We start from the raw sequence: 24,956 nt of genomic DNA on the forward strand, positions 1-24,956 counted from the left end.
GAACCCGGTAACGTCCTTGTCATGACCGTGAGCAAGAACATCAACAACCCCGTGGGCATGGGCGGCGGCCAGCGCAAGAGGCTGTCCCGCGCCGAACGCCAGAACAACGGTCCGCACCGCAACCTCGACCGTCAGGGCGCGGCCGACCAGAAGGCGGAGCTGGTGCGCAAGATGCGCGAGAAGGCGGGCACGGCCGACGCCGCCGACACCGCCGGGCAGGCGGGCGACGACACCGCGCAGAGCTGACGCACGGCCGCAGCGCCGAGCCGCACCAGCGGCTCGGCGCGTTCCCCGTACCCGGCTACGGCCGCCAGTAGCCCAGTGTGTTCAGCCGGTCCTTGGGCAGGCCCAGCTCCTTGCGGAGGTACGCCGACAGGGTCCGGGTGGTCGACGTGTCGCAGGCGACCCAGACGTACGCGTCCGTGTGGTCCTCGCCCAGCAGCTCCGGCAGGGCCGCCTTCACCTCGGCGACGAGATGCGCGCCCGCCCCGCGGCGCTCCACGTGGTGCAGGGTGTGGTGGGCCGCGTCGAGGCGGATGGGCAGTTTCCGGTCCTCCTCGTGCGCGGTCTCGAACCAGATCGTCGCCGGGGTCGACGGGATCGCGTCCAGCAGGGAGTTGATCGCGGGCAGGGCCGCCGCGTCACCGATCACGAAGAGTCGTGAGGGCACCGGGTCGGGCAGCGTGAAACCGGTGCCCTGCAACGTCGCGTCGATCGTGTCGCCGGCCTTCGCCTCCCGCGCCCAGGTGCACGCGGCCCCTTCGTGCAGGGCGAACTCCAGGCTGAAGTCACCGGCCTCCGGATCGGGGTCGACCAGGGTGTAGGCGCGCTGGTGCGGCTTGCCGTCCTTCTCGAACCACAGGCGCACCCACATCGTCGGGTGGGCTCCACCGGTCGCGGCGAGCAGCCCGCCGTCGGTCACACGCACCCGCCGGAAGCGGTCGGTGACCTGTTCCGTGCCGGTCACCGTGAACGTGAAATCACGCCCCCGGAACAGTTTGAGAACGACGCCTTCCCAGCCATGCCCCACGGTGTCTCCCGCCTCGCCCCGGTGCCCCGGCCCACTGCCCAGAGGGTCACTTTAGGTGAGGCTAACCTAAATTCAGAGGGTCGGGGAGTGCGGTGGGCCCGCCCCGTCCGCGTGCAGCGCTCCGCCCGGCCGGAACAGCCGCTTGGCCACCGCGTGCCCGCGCTCCGCCGCCATCCGGAACCACGGCTCCGCCGCCGTCAGGCCCTCGCGTTGCTCGACCAGGCGGCCCAGCTCCCACATCGACTCCACGTCGCCGGCCCGCACCGCCTGCCGCAGCAGCCGCTCGGCCGCCTCGGGACGCCCCTCGGCCCGCGCGGTCAGGGCGAGCGCGCGCAGCCGCCGTGCCGCCCGGGTGTCCCCGGCGGCGGCCGCCGCTGCGAGCTCCCGGGGATCGGCGGACCGGCGGGACCGGTCGCGGAACAGCAGCAGGATCCCGAGCACCCACATGATCCAGCTCAGGCTGATCAGCGTGCCGTTGCCGGTGATGACCCCGGTCAGGCTCAGTGCGCCGCCCGCGGGCAGCAGGAAGTACCCCAGCCCCAGCCCTTGCCCTTGCCCCAGCCCCTGTCCCCGTGCCTGTCTCCGTCCCGGTCCCATCGCGGCTCCTCTCCGTCCGGCTCCCGTTGCGCGTGCTCCGTGCTTTCCCGCTTCCCGGCCCTCCGTACCGGCCTCCGCGACGCGGTCGACGGTCTCGGATTTCGTTGGCGTACGGAATACCTTGGCCCTTCGCAGCATGACGCGCTGAAGGACGACGAACGACGAACGACCGACGGACGACAGACCACAGACCGACCACAGACGGACGACAGACGGACGACGGAGGTGTTCTCGATGCGGATCGCCACAACGATCTTCCTCACCGACGAGACGGTGACCCCGGTCAGGCTCGCCCGCGAGCTGGAGCAGCGGGGGTTCGGCGGGCTGTATCTGCCCGAGCACACGCACATCCCGGTGAGCCGCCGCACGCCGTACCCGATGGGCGGTGAGCTGCCCCGCGAGTACGGCCGCACGCTGGACCCCTTCGTCGCCCTCGGTCAGGCCGCCGCCGTCACCGAGCGCCTCGCACTGGGCACCGGCATCACACTGGTCGCCCAGCACGACCCGATCGACCTGGCCAAGCAGGCGGCCACCCTGGACCACCTCTCCGGCGGCCGGTTCACCCTCGGCATCGGCTACGGCTGGAACGTCGAGGAGGCGGCCGACCACGGGGTGGAGTGGTCGACGCGCCGGGACCTGGGGCGGGACCGGATGGCCCTGATGCGGGCCCTGTGGGCGGACGAGCCGACCGGTTACGAGGGCGGGTTCGGGTCGGTGCAGGCGAGCGAGGCGCACCCCAAGCCGGCCCAGCGGCCCCGCGGCCCGGTCAACGGCCCGCGCACCCTGATCGGCGGCGGGGCGGGCCCGAAGCTGTTCGCGCACATCGCGGAGTACGCGGACGGCTGGCTGCCCATCGGCGGCGGGGGCCTGACCGAGTCCGTGCCGAAGCTGCGGGCGGCCTGGGAGGAGGCCGGGCGCGACCCGGAGGGCCTCCAGGTGGTGCCGTACGCGGTCCTGCCCAGCCCCGGGAAGCTCGCCCACTACGCGGATCTGGGCATCGAGGAGGTCGTGCTCCAGCTGCCCCCGGCGGCCGAGCCGGAGGTCCTGCGGACCCTGGACGCGTACGCCGCGTACCTCTGAGGGAGGGCCGCCCGGCCCCGCGCGCGGGGCCGGGCGTGCAACCGGGTGCGCCCACAGGGCATCCTTACTCACCGGGGATCGCATACGCGGGCCCGGTCGGGTGGGGAGTCGAATGAACAGGCCGTTGCGGCACATAGCCATCTTCTGCGGGCTGCTGGTGCTGGCCCTGCTGCTGCGGGCCAACTGGCTCCAGCACGTCGACCGCCAGGAGCTGGCCCAGCACGAGAACAACGCCCGGGTGCGGTTCGAACGGTTCGCCACCCCGCGCGGCGACATCATCGTCGGCGGCAAGGCGATCACCGGCTCGAAGGAGACCGAGAGCCGGGACTACGCGTTCATCCGGACCTCCAAGGGCGGTCCGATGTACGCGCCCGTCACCGGGTACGCCTCCCAGGGCCGGGGCACCTCGCTGCTGGAGCGGACGTACGACAGCGTCCTCAGCGGCCAGGACGACCGCTTCGCCTTCCGGCACGCCAAGGACATCCTGACCGGGCAGCCCCGGCGCGGCGGCGATGTGATCACCACGATCGACGCCAAGGCGCAGAAGGCGGCCTACAAGGGGCTGACGGACCTGGACGCCCGGGGCGCGGTGGTCGCGCTGGACCCGCGCACCGGCAAGGTGCTGTCCCTGGTCTCCACGCCCTCGTACAACCCCGAGATCTTCGCCGGGAACTCGTTCAAGGAGAGCGACCGCTTCGCGGCGCTGGAGAAGGACAAGGGCAAGCCGCTCGCCAACCGCCCGCTGCGCGAGACCTACCCGCCCGGCTCCACCTTCAAGATCCTCACGGCCGCGGCGGCGCTGGAGCACGGCGTGGTCACGGACGTGGACGCCAGGACGGACGCGGTCTCGCCGTATCCCCTGCCGCTCTCCACCAACAAGATCGGCAGCGAGGCGGGCGACGCGCTGTGCAACAAGGCGTCCATGAAGACCGCCATGCAGTACTCCTGCAACAACGTCTTCCTCGACGCGGCGGCCGAGCTGGGCGAGGACCGGATGCGGGAGACGGCGGAGAAGTTCGGCTTCAACGAGGACGTGTACGCGGAGGAGTTCGGCGACCTGCTCGCCACGAAGAGCCTCTACCCGCCGAAGCTCGACAAGCCCGGCACGGCCCTCACCGGCATGGGCCAGGGCAGCCTCACCAGCACCCCGATGCAGATGGCGATGGTCACGGCGGCCCTGGCCAACGACGGCAAGCTGATGCAGCCCTACATCGTCGACGAGCTGCGCGGACCGGACCTCTCCACGCTGGAGAAGAACGAGCCGATGGAGATGAGCCAGGCCGTCTCGCCCGAGACGGCGAAGAAGGTCCAGGAGATGATGGAGCACACCGCGAAGGAGGGCAGCGCCCAGCGCGCCCTGATCGACGGTGTGACGGTAGGCGGCAAGACGGGCACCGCCCAGCGCGGCGTCAACGTCCGCGACGAGGTCCCGTACGGCTGGTTCGTCAGCTACGGCAAGAAGGACGACGGCCGTTCGGTCGCGGTCGCCGTGTTCATCGACCCGACGGACATGGACATCTCCCGCTCCGACATCTCGGGCGGCCGGCTCGGCGCACCGATCGCCAAGAGCGTGATGCAGGCGGTGCTGGGGGACTAGGGCTGCCTGCCCGACTGCCTGCCCGACCACCTATCGCCTACCGCACCGGCCCGGTCGGGTGGGTGCCCGTGGCGCTCATGACCACGGAGTAGAGGCTGGTCTCCGCCGTGATGAAGAGCCGGTTGCGCTTGGCCCCGCCCCAGGCGATGTTGGACACCTTCTCGGGGATGCGGAGCCGCCCGAGCAGGGTGCCGTCGGGGTCGTAGCAGTGCACGCCGTCGTCCATCGCGGCGGCCCAGAGCCGGCCGTCGTCGTCGAAGCGGAGGTTGTCGAAGCGGGCGGCCCCGCCGGCTCCGGCCTCGGCGAAGACCGTGCCCTGCGAGAGCGTGCCGTCCTCGCGCACGTCGAAGCGCCGGATGAGACCCGCCCGGGTGTCGGAGACGAACAACTGCCGCTCGTCGTGCGAGAGGACGAGCCCGTTGGGCGCGCCGAAGCAGTCCGCGGCCAGGTGCACGTCGCCCGTCGCGGGGTCGATCCGGTAGACGTTGTTGGAGCCGATCTCGCTCGGCGCGCGGTGGCCCTCGTAGTCGCTGGTGATGCCGAAGTCAGGGTCGGAGAAGTAGACGGAGCCGTCGGACCGGACCGCCGCGTCGTTCGGGCTGTTCAGACGCTTGCCCTGCCAGCGGTCGGCCAGCACCGTGATCGTGCCGTCGTGTTCGGTCCTGGTGACCCGGCGGTTGCCCTGCTCGCAGCTGATCAGCCGGCCTCGGCGGTCGAGGGTGTTGCCGTTGGGGTGTCCGGCGGAGCGGCGGAAGACGCCGACCGCACCGGTCTCCTCGTCCCAGCGCAGCATCCGGTCGTTGGGGATGTCGCTCCAGATCAACTGCCGCCAGGCGGGCACATACAGAGGGCCCTCGGCCCAGCGGCAGCCGGTGTACAGCACCTCCGGATCGGCGTCGCCGTTCATGCACCGCCCGGTGCGGAACCGCTCGTCGAACATCTCGTACAACGCACCCTGCTCGCTGGTCATATGAGCTCTCCCCATCCCCACGCCTGATGAACTATCTATGGCTAGGAAGGGAGATTGCCGTATGAGATATGGTTCCAGCAAGGAATATCCGAATGGAGAGCTGTGGATCACATCGATCGTTCCCTGCTGGCGCATCTCCAGCAGGACGCCACCCAGCCCTATGCCGCGTTGGGCCGGGCGGTGGGCCTCTCGGCCGGGGCGGCCCATGAGCGGGTACGGAAGCTGCGCGAACGCGGAGTGATCCGGCGGACCACCGTCGAGGTGGACCCGGTGGCGGCCGGTCACCCCGTCCTGTCCTACGTCATGGTCGACTCGGCTTCCTGGATGGGCGACTCGGCGGAGGACTTCGCCGCGCTCCCCGAGATCGTGGAGGCGCACGTCATCGCCGGCAGCGCGTCGGTGCTGGTGAAGGTCAGGACCGCGACCACCGAGCAGTTGCAGGACGTACTGCGCCGGATCTACGCGATCGACGGGGTCAGCGGGACGCAGGCCACGGTCGTCCTGGAGACGTTCTTCGAGCGCCCGGTCCTCCCGGAGGCCGCCGCCCAGGAGTGAGCAGGAGCGAGGGGGGAAGCGAGGGGAGCGGAGAGGAGAGAGGGCCCGTGCGTCATGAGCCGAGCCGCGCTGGGTCGGGCCGCGCCGCGCCGGGTCGGGCCGTGCCGTGCCGGGCCGAGCCGCGCCGGGTCGCGCCGGGTCGGGTCGCGCCGGGCCGTGCCGAGCCGCGTGGGTGGGCTCGGCGTCGCGGCCCTACCGCACCGACCTCAGCGCCCCTCGCCGCACCACCTTCGCCTCCTCCTCCGAGGAACCGTCCGACGCGGCCGACCCCGTCGCCCCGGTCGCACCCGTCGAGCCCGTCGAGCCCGTCGAGCCCTTGGGGTCCTTCGAACCCTTCGAGTCCTTCGAGTCCTGTGACCCCGCCGGCCCGGCCAGCCCCGCCAGCTCCGTCAGCGCGTCGATGCGGAAGTCCGCCGTCTCCACCACGTCCGGGTGGTCCGCCCACCAGTGCCCGTACGGCCCGCGCCGCAGATGCGCCGTCCGCAGGCCCGCCGCCGCGGCCGGGAACAGGTCGTCGGCCGGATGGTCGCCCACGTACAGCGTCGCTTCCGGAGCCGCGCCCGCCGCTTCGGCGACCCGGACGAAGAACTCCGGATCCGGCTTCCGCACGCCCCACTCGTCCGAGGTGACCACCAGATCGGCCGGCAGGTCCAGCGCCCGCAGCAGCTCCCCGGCCCGGACCGTGCCGTTCCCCGCCACCACGACCCGGATGCCCGCGGCCCGCAGCTCGCCCAGCGCGGGCCGGACGTCCTGGTAGAGGTCGGACTCGTCGAGGTGTTCTCCGCGCCCGGCGGCGGCCCGCGCGCGGTAGGCCTCCTCGATGTCCATGTCGGGCCGCAGGATCCGCAGCGCGTCCGTGGCCTCGCGGCCCTGGGCGACGGCCGCGCCCACCAGCGCGCCGAGCGTGTGCGGTGGCACGCCGAGCCAGTTGGCCCAGGACGACCAGTACCGGTCGTCGCGTACGAGGGTTTCGCCGATGTCGAGGACGATCGTTTCCATCACCGTTCCGACACTAAGCGTGAGGACACCGTCGGCGGGCTCTCATTCGGGTGAGTCGGCCCGCACGAGTGACCACGAGCACGTCGCGGGGAGCGAATCCGCACCCGAGGCCCTGGTCCGGCGCACGCACCTCGCTCGTATGCTCGGTTCATGACCGATCCTCAGAGCGGACGCCCCACCTCCAACGCCATGCGGCGTGCGCTCAAACGTGCCCGTGACGGCGTCGCCCTCGACATGACCGAGGCCGCCGTCCTGCTCCAGGCACGCGGCGACGACCTGACGGATCTCGCGGCGTCCGCGGCCCGCGTCCGGGACGCGGGCCTGGAAGCGGCGGGCCGACCGGGCGTGATCACGTACTCGCGCAAGGTCTTCATCCCGCTCACCCGCCTCTGCCGTGACAAGTGCCACTACTGCACCTTCGTCACCGTCCCCGGCAAGCTGCGCCGAGCGGGCCACGGGATGTTCCTGTCGCCCGACGAGGTGCTGGCCATCGCCCGCGAGGGTGCGGCCATGGGCTGCAAGGAAGCGCTGTTCACCCTCGGTGACCGACCCGAGGACCGGTGGCCCGAGGCGCGGGAGTGGCTGGAGGCGGAGGGGTACGACGACACCCTCGCGTACGTACGGGCGATGGCGATCCGGGTCCTGGAGGAGACGGGCCTGCTGCCCCACCTCAACCCGGGCGTGATGACCTGGACCGACCTCCAGCGCCTCAAGCCCGTCGCGCCCTCGATGGGGATGATGCTGGAGACGACGGCGACCCGCCTGTGGTCCGAGCCGGGCGGCCCGCACCACGGCTCCCCGGACAAGGAACCCGCCGTACGGCTGCGCGTCCTCGAGGACGCCGGCCGCTCCAACGTGCCCTTCACCACGGGCGTCCTGATCGGGATCGGCGAGTCGTACGAGGAGCGCGCCGACTCCCTCTTCGCGCTGCGCAAGACGGCCCGCGCCTACCACGGCATCCAGGAAGTCATCGTGCAGAACTTCCGCGCCAAGCCGGACACGGCGATGCGCGGGATGCCCGACGCGGAGCTGGAGGAGCTGGCCGCCGCCATCGCGGTCGCCCGGCATATCCTCGGCCCCTCCGCCCGGATCCAGGCCCCGCCGAATCTGGTGGACGCCGAGTACGCGCTCCTCATCGGCGCGGGCATCGACGACTGGGGCGGCGTCTCGCCCCTCACGCCCGACCATGTGAACCCCGAGCGCCCCTGGCCGCACATCGACGAACTGGCGGCCAGGACAGCCGACTCGGGCTTCCAGCTCCGCGAACGCCTCACCATCTACCCGGAGTTCATCCAGCGTGGCGAGCCGTGGCTCGACCCCCGCCTCCTCCCGCACGTCCGCGCCCTGGCCGACCCGGAGACGGGCCTCGCCCGCGAGGGCGCGCTCCCCGCAGGCCTGCCGTGGCAGGAGCCGGACGAGGGGTTCACCTCCTCAGGCCGCACCGACCTCCACACCACCATCGACACCGAGGGCCGCACCGGCGACCGCCGCGACGACTTCGACGAGGTGTACGGGGACTGGGAGGCGCTCCGCGAGGCCGCCGCCCCCGGCATGGTCCCCTCCCGTATCGACGCCGACGTACGCCAGGCGCTCGGCCAGGCCGCCGACGACCCGACGAAGCTCACCGACGACCAGGCCCTCGCCCTGCTCCACGCGGACGGCCCGGCGCTGGACGAGCTGTGCCGGATCGCGGACGCGCTGCGCCGGGACGTGGTCGGCGACGACGTCACGTACATCGTCACGCGGAACATCAACTTCACCAACGTCTGCTACACCGGCTGCCGCTTCTGCGCCTTCGCCCAGCGCCGCACGGACGCCGACGCGTACACGCTCTCCCTGGACCAGGTCGCGGACCGGGCGGCACAGGCGTGGGACGTCGGCGCGGTCGAGGTCTGCATGCAGGGCGGCATCCACCCGGACCTGCCCGGGACGGCGTACTTCGACATCGCGCGGGCGGTGAAGGAGCGCGTCCCCGGCATGCACGTGCACGCCTTCTCCCCCATGGAGGTCGTCAACGGGGCGACCCGCACCGGCCTGTCGATCCGCGACTGGCTGACCGCCGCCAAGGAGGCCGGGCTCGACTCGATCCCCGGCACGGCCGCGGAGATCCTGGACGACGAGGTCCGCTGGGTCCTCACCAAGGGCAAACTGCCCACGGCCACCTGGCTGGAGGTCATCAGGACGGCACACGAGGTGGGCCTGCGCTCGTCCTCCACGATGATGTACGGGCATGTCGACCAGCCCCGTCACTGGCTCGGCCACTTCCGCACGCTGACGCGGCTCCAGCAGGAGACCGGCGGCCTGACGGAGTTCGTGACGCTGCCCTTCATCCACACCAACGCCCCGGTCTATCTGGCCGGCATCGCCCGCCCGGGACCCACCGACCGCGACAACCGGGCCGTCACCGCGATGGCGAGGCTGCTGCTCCACCCGCACATCACCAACATCCAGACGAGCTGGGTCAAGCTCGGCACGGAGGGCGCGGCGGAAATGCTCCGCTCGGGCGCGAACGACCTGGGCGGCACCCTGATGGAGGAGACCATCTCCCGTATGGCGGGGTCGAGTTACGGCTCGTACCGCTCCATCCAGGGCCTGCAGGCCATCGCCGAGCTGGCGGGCCGCCCGTCCCGCCCCCGCACGACCCTGTACGGGGAGGTCCCGGCCGAACGGGTCTCGGCGGCCACGGCGTCGGACGGCCATCTGCCGGAACTGCTGCCGGTGCTGCCCAACTGAGGGCGGGGGAGGGGCGCGGCAGCCACGCCGAACAACAACCACCCTGGCTGTGCGGTCAGTTGCCTTCGTTATGATCGCCCCTCCCGAACGCTGGAGGTCGCAGTGAGCGAAAGCCCTGTCCGCACGGTCGAACTGCCGTTGGAGGACGGCAGCGACGAGATGATCCGGGTGCAGATCCGTGAGGTGGACGAGTCCCTGGTGCGGGTCGGGCGCGGAGACCGCTCCGTCGCCCGTGCGGAGCGGTCGTTCGGACAGATGCTGGACACGGTGCGGCCGGTGGCGGAGAGCTTCGTCGGCAGGTTCCGGGGGCTGGCCAACGCGCCGGACGAGATCACGCTGGAGTTCGGTGTGTCGCTGTCGGCCGAGGCGGACGTGGTCATCGCCAGCACCGCGACGGCGGCGAACTTCTCGGTGAGTCTGACGTGGCACAAGGGCGACACGGTCGACCCGAACGAGCCTGTGCCGGCCGTGGGTTGACATGACCGGCTTACGGGGGGACGCGGGGGACAGGGTGTCGGGGGAAGAGGGACCGAGCGCCGACGAGGCGTTGAACGCGGCGGTCGTCCGGCTCCGGGGCAGGGACGGCGTGATCGCCGGCGGCGGCTTCCTCGTCACCGCCGACCGTGTGCTGACCTGCGCTCATGTCGTGTCCGACGCGCTGGCCAGGACACGGGGCCTCGACGTCGCCGTCGGCACCGAGGTGCTGATCGACTTCCCGCTCGCCGACGGGCCAGGTGAGCGGCGTTTCGTCGCCGAGGTCGAGCAGTGGATACCGGAGGAGCCCAGGCACTGCGGGGACGTGGCGGTGCTGCGGTTGCGCGAGGTGGTTCCCGGCACGCGTCCGCTGCCGGTGGCCGCTTCCGCCGCGGTGTCGGACCGGCCGGTGCGCGTCGTGGGGTTTCCGGACGACGAACTGGGCGTGGTCTGGCACCGGGGGGAGCTCAGCGGGAAGTCGTCGGGCGACTGGATCCAGCTCTCCCGTGCCGACAGCCGGACGACCCACATCACCGGCGGCTACAGCGGCAGCCCCGTCTGGGACGAGCAGCGCGGCGCGGCGGTCGGCATCGTCGTCGCGGCCCAGCGGAAACGCGACGACACCCAGCAGTCCTTCGCGATCAGCGTGAAAGCGGCGCTCGCCAAGCTGCCCGATCTCGATCGCGAGCTTGCCGCGCATCCGTTCCGGGGCATCGACACCTTTCAGGAGCGCGACGAGGACATCTTCTTCGGCCGCGACCACGACATCGAGGACGTGGTCGACGCGCTGGAGCTGGACGGGGTCGTCACGCTCTTCGGACCGTCTGGCTGCGGCAAGTCCTCGCTGGCGCTGGCCGGAGTGGTTCCCCGGATGCGGCGCGGAAGCGGCGCGGGGGAGGACGACGACCGGCCGGGCCCCGACGCGATCGTGGTGAACGCCGGTGCCGACGGCTCCCTGCTCTCCCGACTGGCCGTCGACCTGTACGAAGCCGTACGCACCGGACGGTACGGGGACCGGCGCGCGGAGAGCGTCGACCAGGTGGAGGAGTGGCTGGCGGACCGAGGCCTGGTGCAGACGCTGAACCGGCTGCGAGGCGCTTCGGACGACAGGTATCTCGTCGTCCTCGACCAGGCCGAGGCTCTCCTGCACATCGGCGAGAAGGAGTTCGGCGAAGTCGCCGGGCTCCTCTTTCCGGAAGGCGGCCCGACCGCCGGATCCCTGCTGCTCGTCACGCTCCGGTCCGACTTCATGGACGCGGCGCTCAGACATCCTCGCCTCGGCCCCCTGGTGCGCGGCAGCACACTGTTTCCGCTGACGCCGATGTCACGGGCCCAGCTCCAGGCCGTGATCACCCGACCGGTGGAGAGGGCTCCGGCGGTGGAGTACGACCCGGGGCTGGCCGAGCGCATCCTGGAAGACGCCTGCCGGGAGCCGGAGAACCTCCCGCTCCTCGGCTTCCTGCTGAAGCAGCTGTGGGACAACCGGTCCGCCGGCCGGCTGCGCACCTCGACGTACCAGGAGCTGAACGGGGTCGAGGGCGCGCTGGAGGAGCACTGCGAAGCCGCCTGGAAGCGGTACGTCGGCGAGAGCGAGCGGACCGCCGCCGCCAGGCTGCTCAGGGGCCTGGTGAGAGTGCTGCCCGGGAGCGGGAAGCCGCTGCGCCGCAGGATCACGGAGAGCGAGGCGGGCCCCGCGGGGTGGGAGCTCGCCAAGTCGTTCGGCGCTCAGCCGTTCCGGCTGCTGGTACTGCGCGGCGGCGACGAAGAGCCGGAGACCGCCGAGCTGGCCCACGAGAAGCTGATCGAGGTGTGGCCCGCGCTGCGGGACCAGGTGCGGGAGGACGAACGGTTCCTGACGGGCCGCGCCGAGCTGAACCATGACCGCGAGCGTTGGACGAAGCAGGACAGGCCGTCCGACCTGCTGCCGGGAGATGTCCAACTTGCCTACATCCAGGCCTGGGTGAAGGACCGGGAGGCGGAACTCGACGCGCCCGAGCGGGACTTCCTGGAGCGGGGGCGGCAGCGCCGCCGTCTGCGGCGGGCCCGCGGCCGCGCGGCCTGGACCGCGGCCGCCGTGGTGTTCGCGCTGATCGTCGGCCTCGGCACCTTCCTCGTCTACCAGCAGCGCGTCAGTACCCAGCGCGAGGCGGACGGTCGGTCGCGTCTACTGGCCAACTACTCCGCCGAGGTCGCCAGACATGATCCGGGACAGGCCGCGCTGATCGCCATGGGCGCGTACGGCATCGCGCCCACGAACGAGGCCCGCAACGCCGTGCTCCGCAGGTACGACCAGGTCAAGAACGCCGCGTGGGTCCTGAGCGGGACGGAGGGAAGCATCCGGGACGTGGCGATGAGCGTGGACGGCGCGGTGACGCTCGTGACGACCGAGAACGGGCGCGCCACCCTGTTCGTACGCCAGGCCGGAGGACGCGTCCAGCGGCTCCAGCTGGACCTGGACGAGATGGCCTTCCACCCGCTGGTCAGCCGGGACGGTCGGCAGATCGCTCATGTGTCGGGAGCGGGCACGTTGGTCCGGTACGAGGTCGACCCCGCCGCCGACCGTCCCGAGGACCTGCTCCGCCCGCAACCCCCACTGGGGGGAACGGAGTTCGGGGAGATAGCCGACACCGTGGGCTGGGTGCTCGCGGAGGAGAGACTGATGGCTCTCTCGCCGGACGCCGGAAGCCTGGTCACGATGGTGGAAGGCCGGCTGACGCTGTGGGATCTGGCGACGGGGCGCCGCCGGGACGTGCCGGGCCCGCCGGTCGCGAGGGGCGAGTCCGTGTGGTTCGGACCCGACGAGAACACCCTGGTGGTCAGCCGGAGCGGCGAGGACGGCGACGGCCTCGTGATGGAAGCGGTGGACGTCGGCACAGGAAAGGCCCGTGAGCTGGCGGACGGCGTCGACGACATGGCGACGAACGGCTCGGTGACGGCGCTGTCCGGTGACGGCGGCGTTCTGGTCTTCTGCCGTCAGGTGGAGAAGAGCGACGAGAAGGTCGCCGTCTACCGTGCTCTGCGCGTGAAGGACGGGCGGACGCTGAACAGCTACACCTACACCGGGCCGAACAGCGGCTGTGGAAGCATCGCCGTCGACGGGACGGGCGATCGTTTCGCGGCGAACCACCATGAGTCGTGGATGATCGTCGGCACGCGACGCGGCAGCCGCGTGACGAGGGCCGAGGTGGCCTCGCCGGAGCTGGTCGTCGGCCGCCTCCTCGGAGACGCGCGCCAGGCGGTCGTTCCGGCGGTCGCCTACGGCGACAACCACGTGACGGCCCAGCCGCTGATCCCGCGCGGCGTCGACGGCTCCGACATCCTCGTCGGCTCTCCGCGCCTGGTCGACGGCGGCACGTCCCTGGTGGCCCACATCAGGCAGTTGGACGAGCCCGACAAGGGCGAGACGCTGGCGCTCGTCGACGCGGCGTCCGGCCGGATCACCACCGAGGTGAAACGGCCCTCGTCCGCCGTGGTGACCGACCGGCCCGCGGAGCAGGACCTGCTGGTGAACGACGCCGGAACCCTCGTGGCGGACGTGGTCGACCGCGACCGGGTCCAGATCCGGGAGATACCGTCGCTGCGCCAGGTGGCGGAGGTCCGCACACACGCGCCCCCGGAGGACCGGGACGGCGGCCCGGAAGCGCTGACGCTGACCTTCCTCCGGGGCGGCGACGAACTCGTGACCCTCTCCGGCAGCCGCATCGAACACTGGGCCGCCCGGACCGGCCGCCGCCTGTCCCCCGTCATCGACGCCCGCGCGCTGGGCCTCACGAAGAAGAACCCGCCGCTGTTTGGCTCCGGCCGCCAGGGGACCGTGGACTCGGGCTTCGCGGTGAACCCCCATGCGGAGAAGGGCTATGTGCAGGTCATGGTCGCCCGCGCCCCGGTCCTGCACGCCGTCCATCTGCGTACCGGCAAGGAGAACAAGGATCTGCGCGTCCGGCTGGGCCCGAGGATCGAACGGGCGGTCCGGGACGGCAGTGGCAGCTACGCGGCCGCCAAGTCGCCCGGCGGCATGATGGAGTTGTGGTCGACGGAGACCGGAGAACCGCCGGCCAGACTGTCCGGACCGATCGGACCGCTGGGGTCTGACGAACACTTCACCGGAGGGGGATACGTCTTCAACTTCACCGGAGCCGAGAGTGAGTTCTTCATCGCGAACGGCAGCTCGGTGCGCTTCCAGAAGCTCTCGGACCCCAACACCTTCGAGACGTACGATTTCGCGGCGCACCAGCACTTCCTGGCGGCCGCCAAGGACGGCAGGACCCTGCTGCGCACACTCTCCGGAGGCAGCTTCGGCGGAGGCAACGGAGACCGGGGCCGACTGGACCTGATCCACCTCGACCCCGAGCTCTGGAAGCGCCACCTGTGCGCCGTCGTCGGCCGCGACCTCACGGCGGAGGAGCGCGACGGCCTGCCCTCGGGCCTGCCGGAGGGGATCTGCCCGAGCTGAGCAGGCCTGTGACGGTCCTGCCCCTCTCCTCACGCCGCCGCGCGCTCAGCCCTCCGTCTTTATCGCCCCCGGGCAACAGTGGGCCGATCAGCTCGGGGGCGACCTCTGTGCCGCAGGCTTCCGAGATCTTGAATGCTTCGGGACTGCCGCAGCCGGTGTCGCGCTGTCCTCAGCCGAGTTTCGGTGCGTTATCCGGGAGTTCGGCCGCTCCCGCGCAGCGCACCACCTCGCGGGCGACAGCGCGTGCCGCGTCGGCCGTCAACGCGGAGATCTTCTCCTTCATGGCGCGATCCTTGATCTCGGGTACGCCCCCGGCGTCGACCGAGACTTCGAGCAGGTCGTTCCGGTCCTTCGTGTAGGGGCAGGCGACGAACAGCGCGGCCTTGTAACGGCTGATGTAGCCCGTGGCCGGCCCCAGAGAGATCGGGGTGTTGCCGGGCTTGGACGCGGTGCGCGCGACGGTGTCGGTGGTGAAGTCCGGGTCCTGGATCCGTCGGTAGCTGATCGCGAGATCCTGGCCCCCACCGGACAGCTCACACGTTCCGAGCCCTTTCGAAGCGTCGGCGACGAAGTTGGTCGAGCGTACTTCCTCGAACGGGTCACCCGTCCCCGGCAGCAGGGCCTCCACCTGCGCACCGGACACCGCCTTCTGGCACACGCGATCGGGAACAGCGACCTGCGACTTCCGGTCCGGCAGGAACAGGGCCACACCCGTCCCGGCGATGACGAGGACGCCCAGGCCCACGATGAGTGCCCTGTGGCGCCTGCTCCTCGGGGGCGTTGCCCCGGCACTGTTTCCCACGCTAGCTCCCTGCCCGCTGCCGGCCCATTCCGTAGCCGACCCGCACTTCGCGGGCAGCGGAATCGGCCTGGCTCCTTGCGTTCTCCGGATCTGTTCCGGATTCGATGGCCGCCTGGTACGTGGCGTCATACATCGCGTCCGCGGACTTGTTCCGCTGGTCCTCGAGGAAATCACTGCGGTCCTGCCCGGCCTGCTCACTGGAGTCGCGGGTGTAGTGCTCCACGACGGCGCCCCGGATGTCCTCGATGATCATTCCAGCCGCATCGCCCGCGACGGGGAACCGGGACAGACCCATGTCGATGGCTCGTCCGGCCCACTTGTCCGTGGTGGCCAGACTCTCGTTGAACTCGGCGTCGGAGGCGATCTTGTCGTCGTACACGGCTTGGGTGCGGGACTCGGCCATGATGCCCGCGATTTCGGCGCCGGGTGTGATGCGGTTGGCGATCTCCTCGGAGAACTCCGCGTACTTGGCCTTGTCGTGGTAACCCTCGTTGATGAGTTCGGTGGTGACCGCCTGCTGGGAGTTGATGATCGCGCCGTAGGCGTCGGGGTCCTTGCCCACTTGCGCGATGAAGTCCTTGAGCTGGCCACGGGGCAGGTCGCCCAGGTTGGCGTTGCTCCCGTAGGTCTTGATCTCGCGATCGCCGTTCATCCCGTCCTGAACATCCCGCATGTACTCCGCGGTGATGTTCCCGAAGCTGTCGTTCATAGCGGATTCGTCCAGCCGGTCCGAGTTCTTGCCGAACTCCGACACGATCCGGTTGACGAGTTCGGCGCTGCCGGCCGAGTGTTTCGGCGGTGTGGCGTCCGAGTCGTGCGGGACGCCGATCGTTGCCGATTCGAGGGCGTGGCCCAACGCGTCGTGGCCGAGGGGCTTACCGTCCTCGCCCACGGGCCATTCGCGTGCGTCGTCACCCTTGGCCACCAGGTAGTCCCAGTTGTCGAGGTCCTTGCCGTCGGCCTTGGTGGAGTCGTTGAAGAATTCGAGTGAGGCTTCGGGATTGTGCCCGAGGCCCTCCATGAAGCCGGCGAAGGGGTCATTGGGCTCATCGGTCGGCGGGTAGTTCAGGTTGGCCGTGTCGCGCCAGGCGACCTTCGGATCCCCGGGGAACTCACGCTCGTGCTTGACCAGAGCCGTGCCGTAGTCGTTGAGGAATTCGTCGTCGAACTTGCCCTTGCCCATCAGGCTGCTCATCACCTGGAAGCCGTTGGGCCCCATGGGCAGCCCTTGGATGGGGAACGGCTTGTCCCCAGCGGCGATCACGTCCCGCTTCCACGTCTCCATGGCAGGGCTGTCGCTGTGCGAAGCGGTGGCGAGGGTCATGCTCAGGTTGTCCTGGACCTGGGCCAGGACCTTGGCCCGCTCGCCCTCGACCGCGCCACCGGGCGGAGCGGCCAGGTCCCGCCAGAACTGGAGTGTGCCGTCCGCGCCCAGCGTGGTGGCGAACCGTTCACCGAACCCTTGGTTGTCGCGCTGGTTGATCAGCGTCTCGTTGAAGCGTTCGACGTCCTTGTCGCTCCACTCCCCGGGGTCGCTCTCCTGCACCTTCTTCGCCCAGTAGTCGGCGTCCGCCTTGCCCTGCCGGTCGTCGGCCTCCTTGAGGCCACCGGGGCCGTCGCCCGAGAAGTCGTGCTTGTTCTTGGCGAGGGCGCGCAGGGCGCGGGCGGCGATGCGGTCGGTCTCGCTCGCCTCCCAGAGGACCCGCTTGACCCGGCGTTCCGCGACGGCCAACTCCTCGTTGCTGGGGGCGGGGATGTCACCTTTGCCTGCCGCGGCGCCCGAGGGCACGGAGGCGATGGCGCTGCCTTTGGCGTTGATGTAGATGTTCTGCTTGGCGACGTCGTCGATGACCGTCGTCAGGGCGGCCTTGTGCTTCTTGAACGCCGCGCTGGCATCGCGCAGGAGACCGAGCACGCTCGTGGCCTGCGCCGCTACGTCCTGGAACTCGACGGCCGTCTTGGTGACGAAGTCCTTGGTGACGGTGGCGTTGAGGCCAGTCCAGTCGGCGGCGTTCGCCTCCGACTCCAGCCGCTTCGCGTTCACCCCGCCCCCGTCACCGGTGGACAGTCTCTTGAGGCGCTTGGACATGGTCTCCCAGTCCGTGACCGCCGTGTCGAGTGTGCCCAGGCGCAGATCCGTCAGCTCCTGCGCGGTCATCGTCTCGCTCGCCATGCCCAGCCCCCGTGTGCCGTTCGGCGGTTCTTTCCGCTTTGCGAAAGCTACTTTATGTAGTCATCGATCTTCGATACAGGCATGCTCGTCGCGACCTGGACCTGGTCCTTGGCGTGCTGCGCGCGGGTGTAGTCGAAGTGGTTGGAGATGTGCGCGCAGGCGTCCTTGAGCGTCCCCGTCTGCGTGTTCCATGCGTCATGGAGCTCGGTCAGGGCCGCGCCCATGTCGAGCCCGTCGTTGAACAGGTCGATCGACGCGGTGAACGTGCTGGGGCGGGCGAAGTCGCTGTCGACGCCGAACTCTTGGCGCAGTTCGTACGCGGTGTTACCCATCTTGCCCAGCTCGTTGTCGTGGACGACCAGATCACCGTCGCCCGCAGTTCCGCCTCCGCCGGGCGGCGCCTCGTTGAGCTGCATGCCGACGGAGTCCCGCTGCGCGGCTTCGCTCTTGAGCTGTTCCCACTCGTCCCATGCCATGAACTGAACCGTCCCCCACGCGCGGCCGACCACGAACCTCTTCACCCTGCACGTTAGCAACCCGCGTGCTATGTGAACCTGTCGGAGGCGGATCCACACAACTCGGTCACACCCGTAGCCGCCCCTCCTGGGGTCGGCATAGCGTCACGGGGTGATGGAACCCCCGCACCTGAAGACGATCCGGCAGTCGTACGACGCCGTCGCCGCCGACTACGCCCGGTCCGTCAAGGACCCCGGCGCACTGGACCCGCTGTCGCGCGCCGTGCTGGCCGCGTTCGCCGAGCTCGTCACGTCGGCGGACCTCGGGCCGACGGCCGATGCGGGCTGCGGGCCGGGCAAGGTGACCGCGTACCTGTCCCGGCTGGGGGTTTCCGCCTTCGGGGTCGACCTGTCGCCGAGGATGGTCGGGCTGGCCCGCGCGGGCTATCCGGATCTGCGGTTCGACGTCGGCTCGATGTCCGCGCTGGAGGCCGGCGACGGTGAGCTCGGCGGCGTCCTGGCCTTCTACTCCACGCATCATCTGCCGCCGGCGTCACTGCCCGGGGTGTTCGCCGAGTTCTGCCGGGCGCTGGCGTCCGGCGGGCACCTGCTGCTCGTCACCCGCGTCGGCGATGAGGGACACCAGCGTCGGACGTACGGCTACGGGGGCCCTTCCGCCTCCTTCGACAGCTACCGGCTGCCCGCGGACCGGATCGCCGAGCTGCTGGAACAGGCGGGGTTCGCGGTCACCGGGCGGACACTCCAAGCACCCGAGGAGGGCGCGAAGCGGCCGGTGGCCGGCTTCCTGGCGCAGAAGCGGGTCACCGTCGCCGACCCCCAGGTCCCGGCCTAGGCCGCCGCACACTCCCCGGCCTAGGCCGCCGCGCGCTCGCCCACCGGCCGCCTGCGCCGGCCGACGTCGGTCAGCGACGGCGGGGTCCACGCGCCGTCCGGCGGGTAGACGTCGGTCCCGGGCGCGACGATCGCGTCGATCCGGTCGAGCGTCTCGTCGTCCAGCGTGAGCGAGGCGCCCTTCACCAGCCCCTCCAACTGCTCCATCGTGCGCGGCCCGATGATCACCGAGGTCACCGCCGGGTGAGCCAGTGGGAAGGCGACCGCCAGCTCCGGCAGGGTGGTCCCGATGCTGTCGGCCAGCGCGACGAGCTGCTCGACGATCTCCAGCTTGGCCGTGGTCAGCGGGGCCTCCGGGTCGAACCGGTGCGGCGTGAGCGCCGCCCGCCCGGTGGACAGGTCGATGGCCCCGCCCTTGCGGTACTTCCCGGTCAGGAAGCCGGAGGCGAGCGGGCTCCAGGTGAGCACGCCCATCCCGTAGCGCCGGCAGACCGGCAGGACCGATCGCTCGATGCCCCGGGCGAGGATCGAGTACGGCGGCTGCTCGGTCCGGAACCGCCCGAGTCCGCGCCGCTCGGCCACCACGTGCGACTCCACGATCTCCTCGGCCGGGAACGTGGAGCAGCCGAAGGCGCGGATCTTGCCCGCGCGCACGAGGTCGGTCAGCGCCGAGAGGGTCTCCTCGACGTCGGTGGTGTGGTCGGGGCGGTGGACCTGGTAGAGGTCGATCCGGTCGGTCCCGAGGCGGCGCAGGCTCTCCTCGACCTCCTGGACGATCCAACGCCGGGAGTTCCCGCCCCGGTTGGGTCCGTCGCCCATCGGGAAGTGGACCTTGGTGGCGAGGACGACATCGTCGCGCCGCCCCTTCAGCGCCTTGCCGACGATGGTTTCGGACTCACCGGCGGAGTACATGTCGGCGGTGTCGACGAAGTTGATGCCCGCGTCGAGGGCGGCGTGAATGACGCGCACGGAGTCGTCGTGGTCGGGATTGCCGACCGAGCCGAACATCATCGTGCCGAGACAGTGCGCGCTGACCTCGATGCCGGTGCCGCCGAGTGTGCGGTAGAGCATGGTCGAGCTCCCTGGTGAGTGCGGTGTGCTGGGGCCGGACCTGCCGCACTGTAGGACTTCGAGTGCGTTCTAGGTCAAGACCTCGAACGCACGTGTGCTGTCGGCCCGTTACGGGCGGCAGCCCTCCGCTTCCATCGCGACGGGGAGTTGGGAGCGCAGGAACTTCTCCAGGATGCGACGGCGCTCTGCGGTGTCCTTCGGGTCCTCCACGCCGTCGATGGCCAGCACGAACTGCATCTTCTCGCCGTTGTAGGTGCAGGCCTTCAGGGCCATCCCCCCGTGGTCGGCGATGGTGGCGCCGTCGCCGATGTCGGCGGGTGCCGGATCGCCCAGGCGGAGCATGACCGATTCCTTGACTTCCAGCGGCTTGACGAACGGTTCGACGACGTCGCCCCTCAGCCCCACCCGGTCCTCCCCGTCCACCTCGAACTCGCAGCGTGGCTGCTTGGGTTCGGAGAAGGTGTCCTTGGTCTTGAGCTTCTCGCCTCTGGGGAGGAGCCGGCCGATCAGGTCGGGGTCGACCTTCGTGCCGCAGGCTTCAGAGACCTTGAACGCGTCGGGGCCGCCATAGCCGGTCGCCCCGACGAGCAGTGTGGCGAGCAGTGTGGAGCCGAGCACCTGTCGCAGAATCTTCTTCTTCATGCGCTCGCCGCCGATGCCATTACGGGCGGCAGCCCTCCGCTTCCATGATGACCGGCAGGTGGGCCCGCAGGAGCTTCTCGAGGGCCGCACGGCGTTCGGCGGTGTTCTTCGGGTTGTCGACCCAATCGATTTCCAGGATGTACTGGCTCTTTCTCCCCTTGTACGTACACGCCTGCACGGCCATCGCTCCGCGGTCCGCGATGGTGGCGCCGTCACCGATGCCGGCGGCTGGTGCCGGGTTGCCCAGCCGTCGCATGCTCCGCTCCGTGGCCTTCAGGATGTCGAAGTCGGCCTTGTCGATGGTGCCCCGCACGTAGAGGTGGAGATCGCCGTCCACGTACACCTGGCAGCGCGGTTGCTCCGGAGCGGAGATACCGTCGTCGACCTTCAGTGTTTCGCCTTCCGGGAGGAACGGGGCGACGAGGGCGGAGTCCACCTTCCTCCCGCACAGCTCCGAGACCGTGAACGACTCGGACCCGCCGCACCCGGCGACCCCGATGAACAGAGTTGCGGACAGGGTGGCGCCGAGTGCTTGTCGCAGAAGGTTCTTCTTCATTCGCTCGCTGCCTGCGCCCACTACGGGCGGCAGCCCTCGGCCTCCATGGCGACCGGCAACTGGGAGCGCAGGAACTCTTCGAGGACGCGACGGCGTTTGGCGGTGTCCGCCGGATGCTCCACACCGTCGATGTCCAGCACGTACTGGCTCTTCTCGCCCTGGTAGGTGCATGCCTGTACAGCCATCGCACCATGGTCCGCGATCGTGGCGCCGTCACCAATGCCGTCGGCCGGAGCCGGATTCCCCAGCCGACGCATACTCCGCTCTGTGACCTTCAGGGGGTCGAAACCGGTCTCGACGACGTCACCGCGCAGGTTCACCGTGTCCTTGCCATCGACTTCGAACTCGCAGCGTGGCTGCTTGGGTTCGGAGAAGGTGTCCTTGGTCTTGAGCTTCTCGCCTCTGGGGAGGAGCCGGCCGATCAGGTCGGGGTCGACCTTCGTGCCGCAGGCTTCAGAAACCTTGAACGCGTCGGGGCCGCCACAGCCGGTCGCCCCGACGAACAGTGCGGCGAGCAGCGCGATGCCGACCACTTGCCGCAGAACGTTCCTTCGCATGTGCCCCTCACTACTTCCTCCGGGCCTCCGACGCATCTTCTGCCCCGCCATTACGGGCGGCAGCCCTCCGCTTCCATGATGACCGGCAGGTGGGCCCGCAGGAGCTTTTCGAGGGCCGCACGGCGTTCGGCGGTGTTCTTCGGGTTGTCGACCCCGTCGATGTCCAGGATGTACTGGCTCTTCTCTCCCTTGTACGTGCACGCCTGGACGGCCATCGCCCCGTGGTCCGCGATGGTGGCGCCGTCACCGATGCCAGCGGCTGGTGCCGGGTTGCCCAGCCGCCGCATACTCCGCTCCGAGGCCTTCAGGATGTCGAAGTCGGCCTTGTCGATGCTGCCCCGCACGTAGAGGTAGAGCTCACCGTCCACGGACACCTTGCAGCGTGGTTGCTCCGGGGCGGAGATACCGTCGTCGACCTTCAGTGTTTCGCCTTCCGGGAGGAACGGGGCGACGAGGGCGGAGTCCACCTTCCTCCCGCACAGCTCCGAGACCGTGAACGACTCGGGGCCGCCGCAACCGGCGACCCCGATCAATAGAGTTGCGGGCAGTATGCCGCCGAGCACCTGTCGCAGAATCTCCTTCTTCATCCGCTCGCCGCCGATGCCCCCTACGGGCGGCAGCCCTCCGCTTCCATCGCGACGGGGAGTTGGGAGCGCAGGAACTTCTCCAGGATGCGACGGCGCTCTGCGGTGTCCTTCGGGTCCTCCACGCCGTCGATGGCCAGCACGAACTGCATCTTCTCGCCCTGGTAGGTGCAGGCCTTCAGGGCCATCCCCCCGTGGTCCGCGATGGTGGCGCCGTCGCCGATGTCGGCCGGTGCCGGGTTGCCCAGCCGCCGCATGCCGTCGGCGCTGACCTCCAGCGGCTTGACGAACGATTCGACGACGTCGCCCCTCAGCCCCACCCGGTCCTCCCCGTCCACCTCGAACTCGCAGCGTGGCTGCTTGGGTTCGGAGAAGGTGTCCTTGGTCTTCAACTCCTCGCCCCTGGGGAGGAGCCGGCCGATGAGATTCGGGTCGATCTTGGTTCCGCACGCCTCGGAGATGCTGAAGGGCTCGGGCTCTCCGCAGCCGGCGACCCCGGCGAGCATCGCAGTGAGCAGTGCGACGGAGCCCACCCGTCGCGACACGCTCTTCTTCATCGCCTTCATCGTGCTCATCCCCCTCCGTTCAACCCGCTGGCCCGGTCGTTCCCGTTGTACGCGGCGCCGTTGATCTCTTCGGTCAGGGTGTAGCGGCTGTTGGAGTGGCCGGGGTTCGCCTTGGCCCACTCGTCGGCGAGTGCCTGCAACTGCTGCTCCCTGCCCTTGAAGGTCTTCTCGTTGTCCTGCTGCTGGATCGCGTCGATCCGGTCCTGCTCCTGCGTCTGCCACTCGTAGGCGACCGCGTCGACGCCGCGCTGGGCGATGTCCCCGACCCCCGGTACGAAGTTCACGATGCTGCCGAACCCGTGGTACATCCACTTCGCGTCCCACGAGGGGTCGTCCTTGTCGGTCACCAGGGCCTGGTAGCGGGCCTCTTCCAGGAAGCCGACGGTGTTGCCCGCCCGGAGCAGGGTCTCCTTGGGGTCCTTCGGGTTGTCCTCGTGGATGTCCCTGACGATCTCCCGGTTCAGGCCCTCGTTGAGCATGCCGTAGGCGTTCTGGTCGCGGGAGACCTGCTTGGAGACCTCCAGCAGTTGGTCCCTGTCCAGCAGCTTCGGGTCGTTGGGGTCCTCGGCCAGCGCACTGGCCGAATGATGAACCGCGTCACCGTGGTTCGTCAGCACGATCGCCATGTCGTCCCGCATCTCGCTGGGGAAGTCGTCGCCCCGCTCCGAGAGGTACTTCAGCGAGCTGTCGAGCACCTCCCGGTGCTGCGCGGTGTGCTCAGGGGGCCGCGCGGAGCTGTCGTCCGGGTTGACTCCCGTCGCCGCCGCGACGAGAGCGTCGCCGGTCGCCTCGTAACTCGCCTTCGGGCCCTTGTAGTCGCTCGCGGACTCGCCGTAGCCCAGGGAGTCGGGTACCACGTCGTTGAAGGGCTTGCGGTCCTTGAGGACGTGCTGTGCGTTGTCCTGGGGGTCGGTCGAGCTGAAGAAGTCCGTCGCCGCGTCGGGGTTGTGAGCCAGCGCCTTCATGAACCCGGTCATCGGGTCCGTACCCGCGTCGGTGTTCTCGCCGTAGTGGAGCTGGTCGACCTTCGCGTACGACGGCAGCTTGTCCCAGGGCAGCACGTCCTCCCGGCGCTTTCCGCCGGGGCCCGGGTCCTTGACGTCCCCGGTGTTCTCCTTCTCGTACTTGACGAGCGCGTTGCCGTAGTCGTTGAGGAAGTCGCCGTCGTACTTCCCGTGGCGCATGAGGTTGCTCATGGCCTGGAAGCCGTAGACACGGGTCTGGCTCCCGCCCTGGCCGCCGCCGACGTTCTCCCCGCCGAGCGCGACCACCCGCTCCTTCCAGGACTCCATGCCCTCGCTGTTGGAGTGGGAGGCGGTGGCCAGCGTGGAGCCCAGCTGCTTCTCCATCGTGCCGAGCAGCTGCATGCGCTCCTCGCGCGTCGCCGTGCCGCCGCCGCTGTTCGGGTTCTCCCAGTTGTCCAGGTTCACCGCCCCGGCGAAGAACTTCAGCGTCCCCTCCGGGCCCAGGCCGAGGGCCACGCGCTCGGCAAAGACCGGGTCGTTGGGGTGGGCCTTCATCAGGGCGTTGAAGCGTTCCAGCTGCTCGTTGGTGAGCTGGCTGGGGTCCTTCTTGCCCAGGGCGATGAGCTCGTTGGAGTCGTCGATGCTCTTCTGCGCCGAGTCGAAGCTGTTGAATCCGTTCGACTCGAACCCGTGCTTGTCCTTCGCGTGGAAGCGCAGCGCCGTGGCGGCCGTGCTGTCGGTCTCGCCGGCCGCGGTCAGGATGGTGCTGATCTCCTTGGCCGTCGCGTCGATCTCCGCCTGGGTCGGCGGCTCGATCTTCGCGTCGCCGATCGCCTGCGGCGAGGGCGTGGCGGATCTGACCATGCCCTTGTCGTCCACGTAGATGTTCTTCTTGGCCGCGCGGCTCACCGCGTCGGCCAGGTCGCTCTTGTGTTTCGTCAGCTTGGTGTGCGCGCCGCTCAGGATCGTGTGCACGCTCCGTGCGACGGTGACGACGTCATCGAACTCCCGTGCCGTGACCGTGACGAAGTCCTTGGTCACCGTCGCGTTCTGGCCCTTCCAGTCGGCTGCTTTGGCCTTGCTGGCCAGGTCGGCCGCGCTGACCTCGCCGTTGCCGCCGTCGGCGACCTTGACCAGCTTGTCGACCATCGCCTGCCAATCCTTGACCGCTTCCTGGAGTTTCCCCAGTCGCAGGTCGTTGAGGTCTTGGAAGGTGACCATGATGTGTGCCCCCGTTGTCCGCCG

Annotated in this window: 22 protein-coding genes; 8 read left to right on the top strand and 14 right to left on the bottom strand. The window is 70.0% G+C overall.

The features are described from left to right. Positions 1 to 21: 21 nt before the first annotated feature. The gene (locus tag ACH4UK_RS26195) at positions 22 to 246 is read left to right on the top strand and encodes a DUF6243 family protein (RefSeq protein WP_398360122.1); all 225 of its coding nucleotides are present in this window, start codon (positions 22 to 24) and stop codon (positions 244 to 246) included. A gap of 55 nt (positions 247 to 301) precedes the next feature. On the opposite strand, the gene ACH4UK_RS26200 is transcribed toward ACH4UK_RS26195, so the two are convergent. Further along, entirely contained in the window at positions 302 to 1,030 is a 729-nt protein-coding gene (locus tag ACH4UK_RS26200; RefSeq protein WP_398360124.1) for a siderophore-interacting protein, read from the bottom strand. 72 nt (positions 1,031 to 1,102) lie between these two features. Further along, complete coding sequence (locus ACH4UK_RS26205) at positions 1,103 to 1,627, bottom strand: sel1 repeat family protein (RefSeq protein WP_398360126.1); 525 nt, start codon at positions 1,625 to 1,627, stop codon at positions 1,103 to 1,105. 234 nt (positions 1,628 to 1,861) lie between these two features. On the opposite strand from ACH4UK_RS26205, the gene ACH4UK_RS26210 reads away from it, so the two are divergent. Further along, positions 1,862 to 2,707, top strand: coding sequence for an LLM class F420-dependent oxidoreductase (locus tag ACH4UK_RS26210; protein WP_398360128.1), 846 nt, complete (start codon positions 1,862 to 1,864; stop codon positions 2,705 to 2,707). Positions 2,708 to 2,819: 112 nt separating this feature from the next. After that, positions 2,820 to 4,304: a peptidoglycan D,D-transpeptidase FtsI family protein gene (locus tag ACH4UK_RS26215; RefSeq protein ID WP_398360130.1), complete on the top strand. Its 1,485-nt coding sequence runs from the start codon at positions 2,820 to 2,822 to the stop codon at positions 4,302 to 4,304. A 37-nt stretch (positions 4,305 to 4,341) separates the two neighbouring features. Here ACH4UK_RS26215 and ACH4UK_RS26220 read toward each other — a convergent pair whose 3' ends face one another. Next, positions 4,342 to 5,274, bottom strand: a complete 933-nt coding sequence (locus ACH4UK_RS26220; RefSeq protein ID WP_398360132.1) for an SMP-30/gluconolactonase/LRE family protein — start codon at positions 5,272 to 5,274, stop codon at positions 4,342 to 4,344. Between the two features lie 102 nt (positions 5,275 to 5,376). On the opposite strand from ACH4UK_RS26220, the gene ACH4UK_RS26225 reads away from it, so the two are divergent. Beyond that, positions 5,377 to 5,829 (top strand): Lrp/AsnC family transcriptional regulator, encoded by a 453-nt coding sequence (locus ACH4UK_RS26225; protein WP_398360134.1) that lies wholly within the window; start codon positions 5,377 to 5,379, stop codon positions 5,827 to 5,829. Between the two features lie 192 nt (positions 5,830 to 6,021). Here ACH4UK_RS26225 and ACH4UK_RS26230 read toward each other — a convergent pair whose 3' ends face one another. Then, positions 6,022 to 6,828 (bottom strand): HAD family hydrolase, encoded by an 807-nt coding sequence (locus ACH4UK_RS26230; RefSeq protein ID WP_398360617.1) that lies wholly within the window; start codon positions 6,826 to 6,828, stop codon positions 6,022 to 6,024. Positions 6,829 to 6,978: 150 nt separating this feature from the next. Here ACH4UK_RS26230 and ACH4UK_RS26235 point away from each other — a divergent pair, with 150 nt between their 5' ends. The 3 genes from ACH4UK_RS26235 to ACH4UK_RS26245 all read left to right on the top strand — a co-directional run bounded on the left by ACH4UK_RS26235 (position 6,979) and on the right by ACH4UK_RS26245 (position 14,488). Next, complete coding sequence (locus ACH4UK_RS26235) at positions 6,979 to 9,561, top strand: bifunctional FO biosynthesis protein CofGH (protein WP_398360136.1); 2,583 nt, start codon at positions 6,979 to 6,981, stop codon at positions 9,559 to 9,561. A 102-nt stretch (positions 9,562 to 9,663) separates the two neighbouring features. After that, positions 9,664 to 10,038 carry a CU044_2847 family protein gene (locus ACH4UK_RS26240; protein ID WP_398360138.1) on the top strand — a complete coding sequence of 125 codons (375 nt, stop codon included), beginning with the start codon at positions 9,664 to 9,666 and terminating at the stop codon, positions 10,036 to 10,038. 34 nt (positions 10,039 to 10,072) lie between these two features. Then, complete coding sequence (locus ACH4UK_RS26245; RefSeq protein WP_398360140.1) at positions 10,073 to 14,488, top strand: trypsin-like peptidase domain-containing protein; 4,416 nt, start codon at positions 10,073 to 10,075, stop codon at positions 14,486 to 14,488. A 169-nt stretch (positions 14,489 to 14,657) separates the two neighbouring features. Here the strand turns inward: ACH4UK_RS26245 and ACH4UK_RS26250 are convergent, their stop codons facing one another. Genes ACH4UK_RS26250 through ACH4UK_RS26260 form a run of 3 tightly spaced genes read right to left on the bottom strand, consistent with a single transcriptional unit; the run spans position 14,658 to position 17,939 of the window. Continuing rightward, on the bottom strand, positions 14,658 to 15,233 hold the full coding sequence (locus ACH4UK_RS26250; protein ID WP_398360142.1) for a hypothetical protein: 576 nt from the start codon (positions 15,231 to 15,233) through the stop codon (positions 14,658 to 14,660). 58 nt (positions 15,234 to 15,291) lie between these two features. After that, complete coding sequence (locus ACH4UK_RS26255) at positions 15,292 to 17,463, bottom strand: hypothetical protein (RefSeq protein WP_398360144.1); 2,172 nt, start codon at positions 17,461 to 17,463, stop codon at positions 15,292 to 15,294. A 47-nt stretch (positions 17,464 to 17,510) separates the two neighbouring features. Continuing rightward, positions 17,511 to 17,939 carry a hypothetical protein gene (locus ACH4UK_RS26260; protein ID WP_398360146.1) on the bottom strand — a complete coding sequence of 143 codons (429 nt, stop codon included), beginning with the start codon at positions 17,937 to 17,939 and terminating at the stop codon, positions 17,511 to 17,513. A gap of 154 nt (positions 17,940 to 18,093) precedes the next feature. Here ACH4UK_RS26260 and ACH4UK_RS26265 point away from each other — a divergent pair, with 154 nt between their 5' ends. Then, complete coding sequence (locus ACH4UK_RS26265; RefSeq protein WP_398360148.1) at positions 18,094 to 18,771, top strand: class I SAM-dependent methyltransferase; 678 nt, start codon at positions 18,094 to 18,096, stop codon at positions 18,769 to 18,771. Positions 18,772 to 18,791: 20 nt separating this feature from the next. Here ACH4UK_RS26265 and ACH4UK_RS26270 read toward each other — a convergent pair whose 3' ends face one another. The 7 genes from ACH4UK_RS26270 to ACH4UK_RS26300 form a co-directional block, all read right to left on the bottom strand. Further along, positions 18,792 to 19,841, bottom strand: a complete 1,050-nt coding sequence (locus ACH4UK_RS26270; RefSeq protein WP_398360149.1) for an aldo/keto reductase — start codon at positions 19,839 to 19,841, stop codon at positions 18,792 to 18,794. 108 nt (positions 19,842 to 19,949) lie between these two features. Then, positions 19,950 to 20,483, bottom strand: a complete 534-nt coding sequence (locus ACH4UK_RS26275; protein WP_398360151.1) for a hypothetical protein — start codon at positions 20,481 to 20,483, stop codon at positions 19,950 to 19,952. Positions 20,484 to 20,502: 19 nt separating this feature from the next. Continuing rightward, positions 20,503 to 21,039: a hypothetical protein gene (locus ACH4UK_RS26280; RefSeq protein WP_398360153.1), complete on the bottom strand. Its 537-nt coding sequence runs from the start codon at positions 21,037 to 21,039 to the stop codon at positions 20,503 to 20,505. Between the two features lie 20 nt (positions 21,040 to 21,059). Then, complete coding sequence (locus ACH4UK_RS26285) at positions 21,060 to 21,572, bottom strand: hypothetical protein (protein WP_398360154.1); 513 nt, start codon at positions 21,570 to 21,572, stop codon at positions 21,060 to 21,062. 74 nt (positions 21,573 to 21,646) lie between these two features. Beyond that, positions 21,647 to 22,183: a hypothetical protein gene (locus ACH4UK_RS26290; RefSeq protein WP_398360156.1), complete on the bottom strand. Its 537-nt coding sequence runs from the start codon at positions 22,181 to 22,183 to the stop codon at positions 21,647 to 21,649. A 20-nt stretch (positions 22,184 to 22,203) separates the two neighbouring features. Beyond that, a complete protein-coding gene (locus ACH4UK_RS26295) occupies positions 22,204 to 22,755 on the bottom strand; it encodes a hypothetical protein (protein ID WP_398360158.1) in 552 nt (183 codons plus the stop codon). Then, positions 22,752 to 24,932, bottom strand: a complete 2,181-nt coding sequence (locus ACH4UK_RS26300; RefSeq protein ID WP_398360159.1) for a DUF6571 family protein — start codon at positions 24,930 to 24,932, stop codon at positions 22,752 to 22,754. The genes ACH4UK_RS26295 and ACH4UK_RS26300 overlap by 4 nt, the downstream gene beginning before the upstream one ends. Between the last annotated feature and the right edge of the window lie 24 nt (positions 24,933 to 24,956).

The sequence above is a fragment of the Streptomyces sp. NPDC020884 genome, assembly GCF_044333935.1.
Classification (GTDB): domain Bacteria; phylum Actinomycetota; class Actinomycetes; order Streptomycetales; family Streptomycetaceae; genus Streptomyces.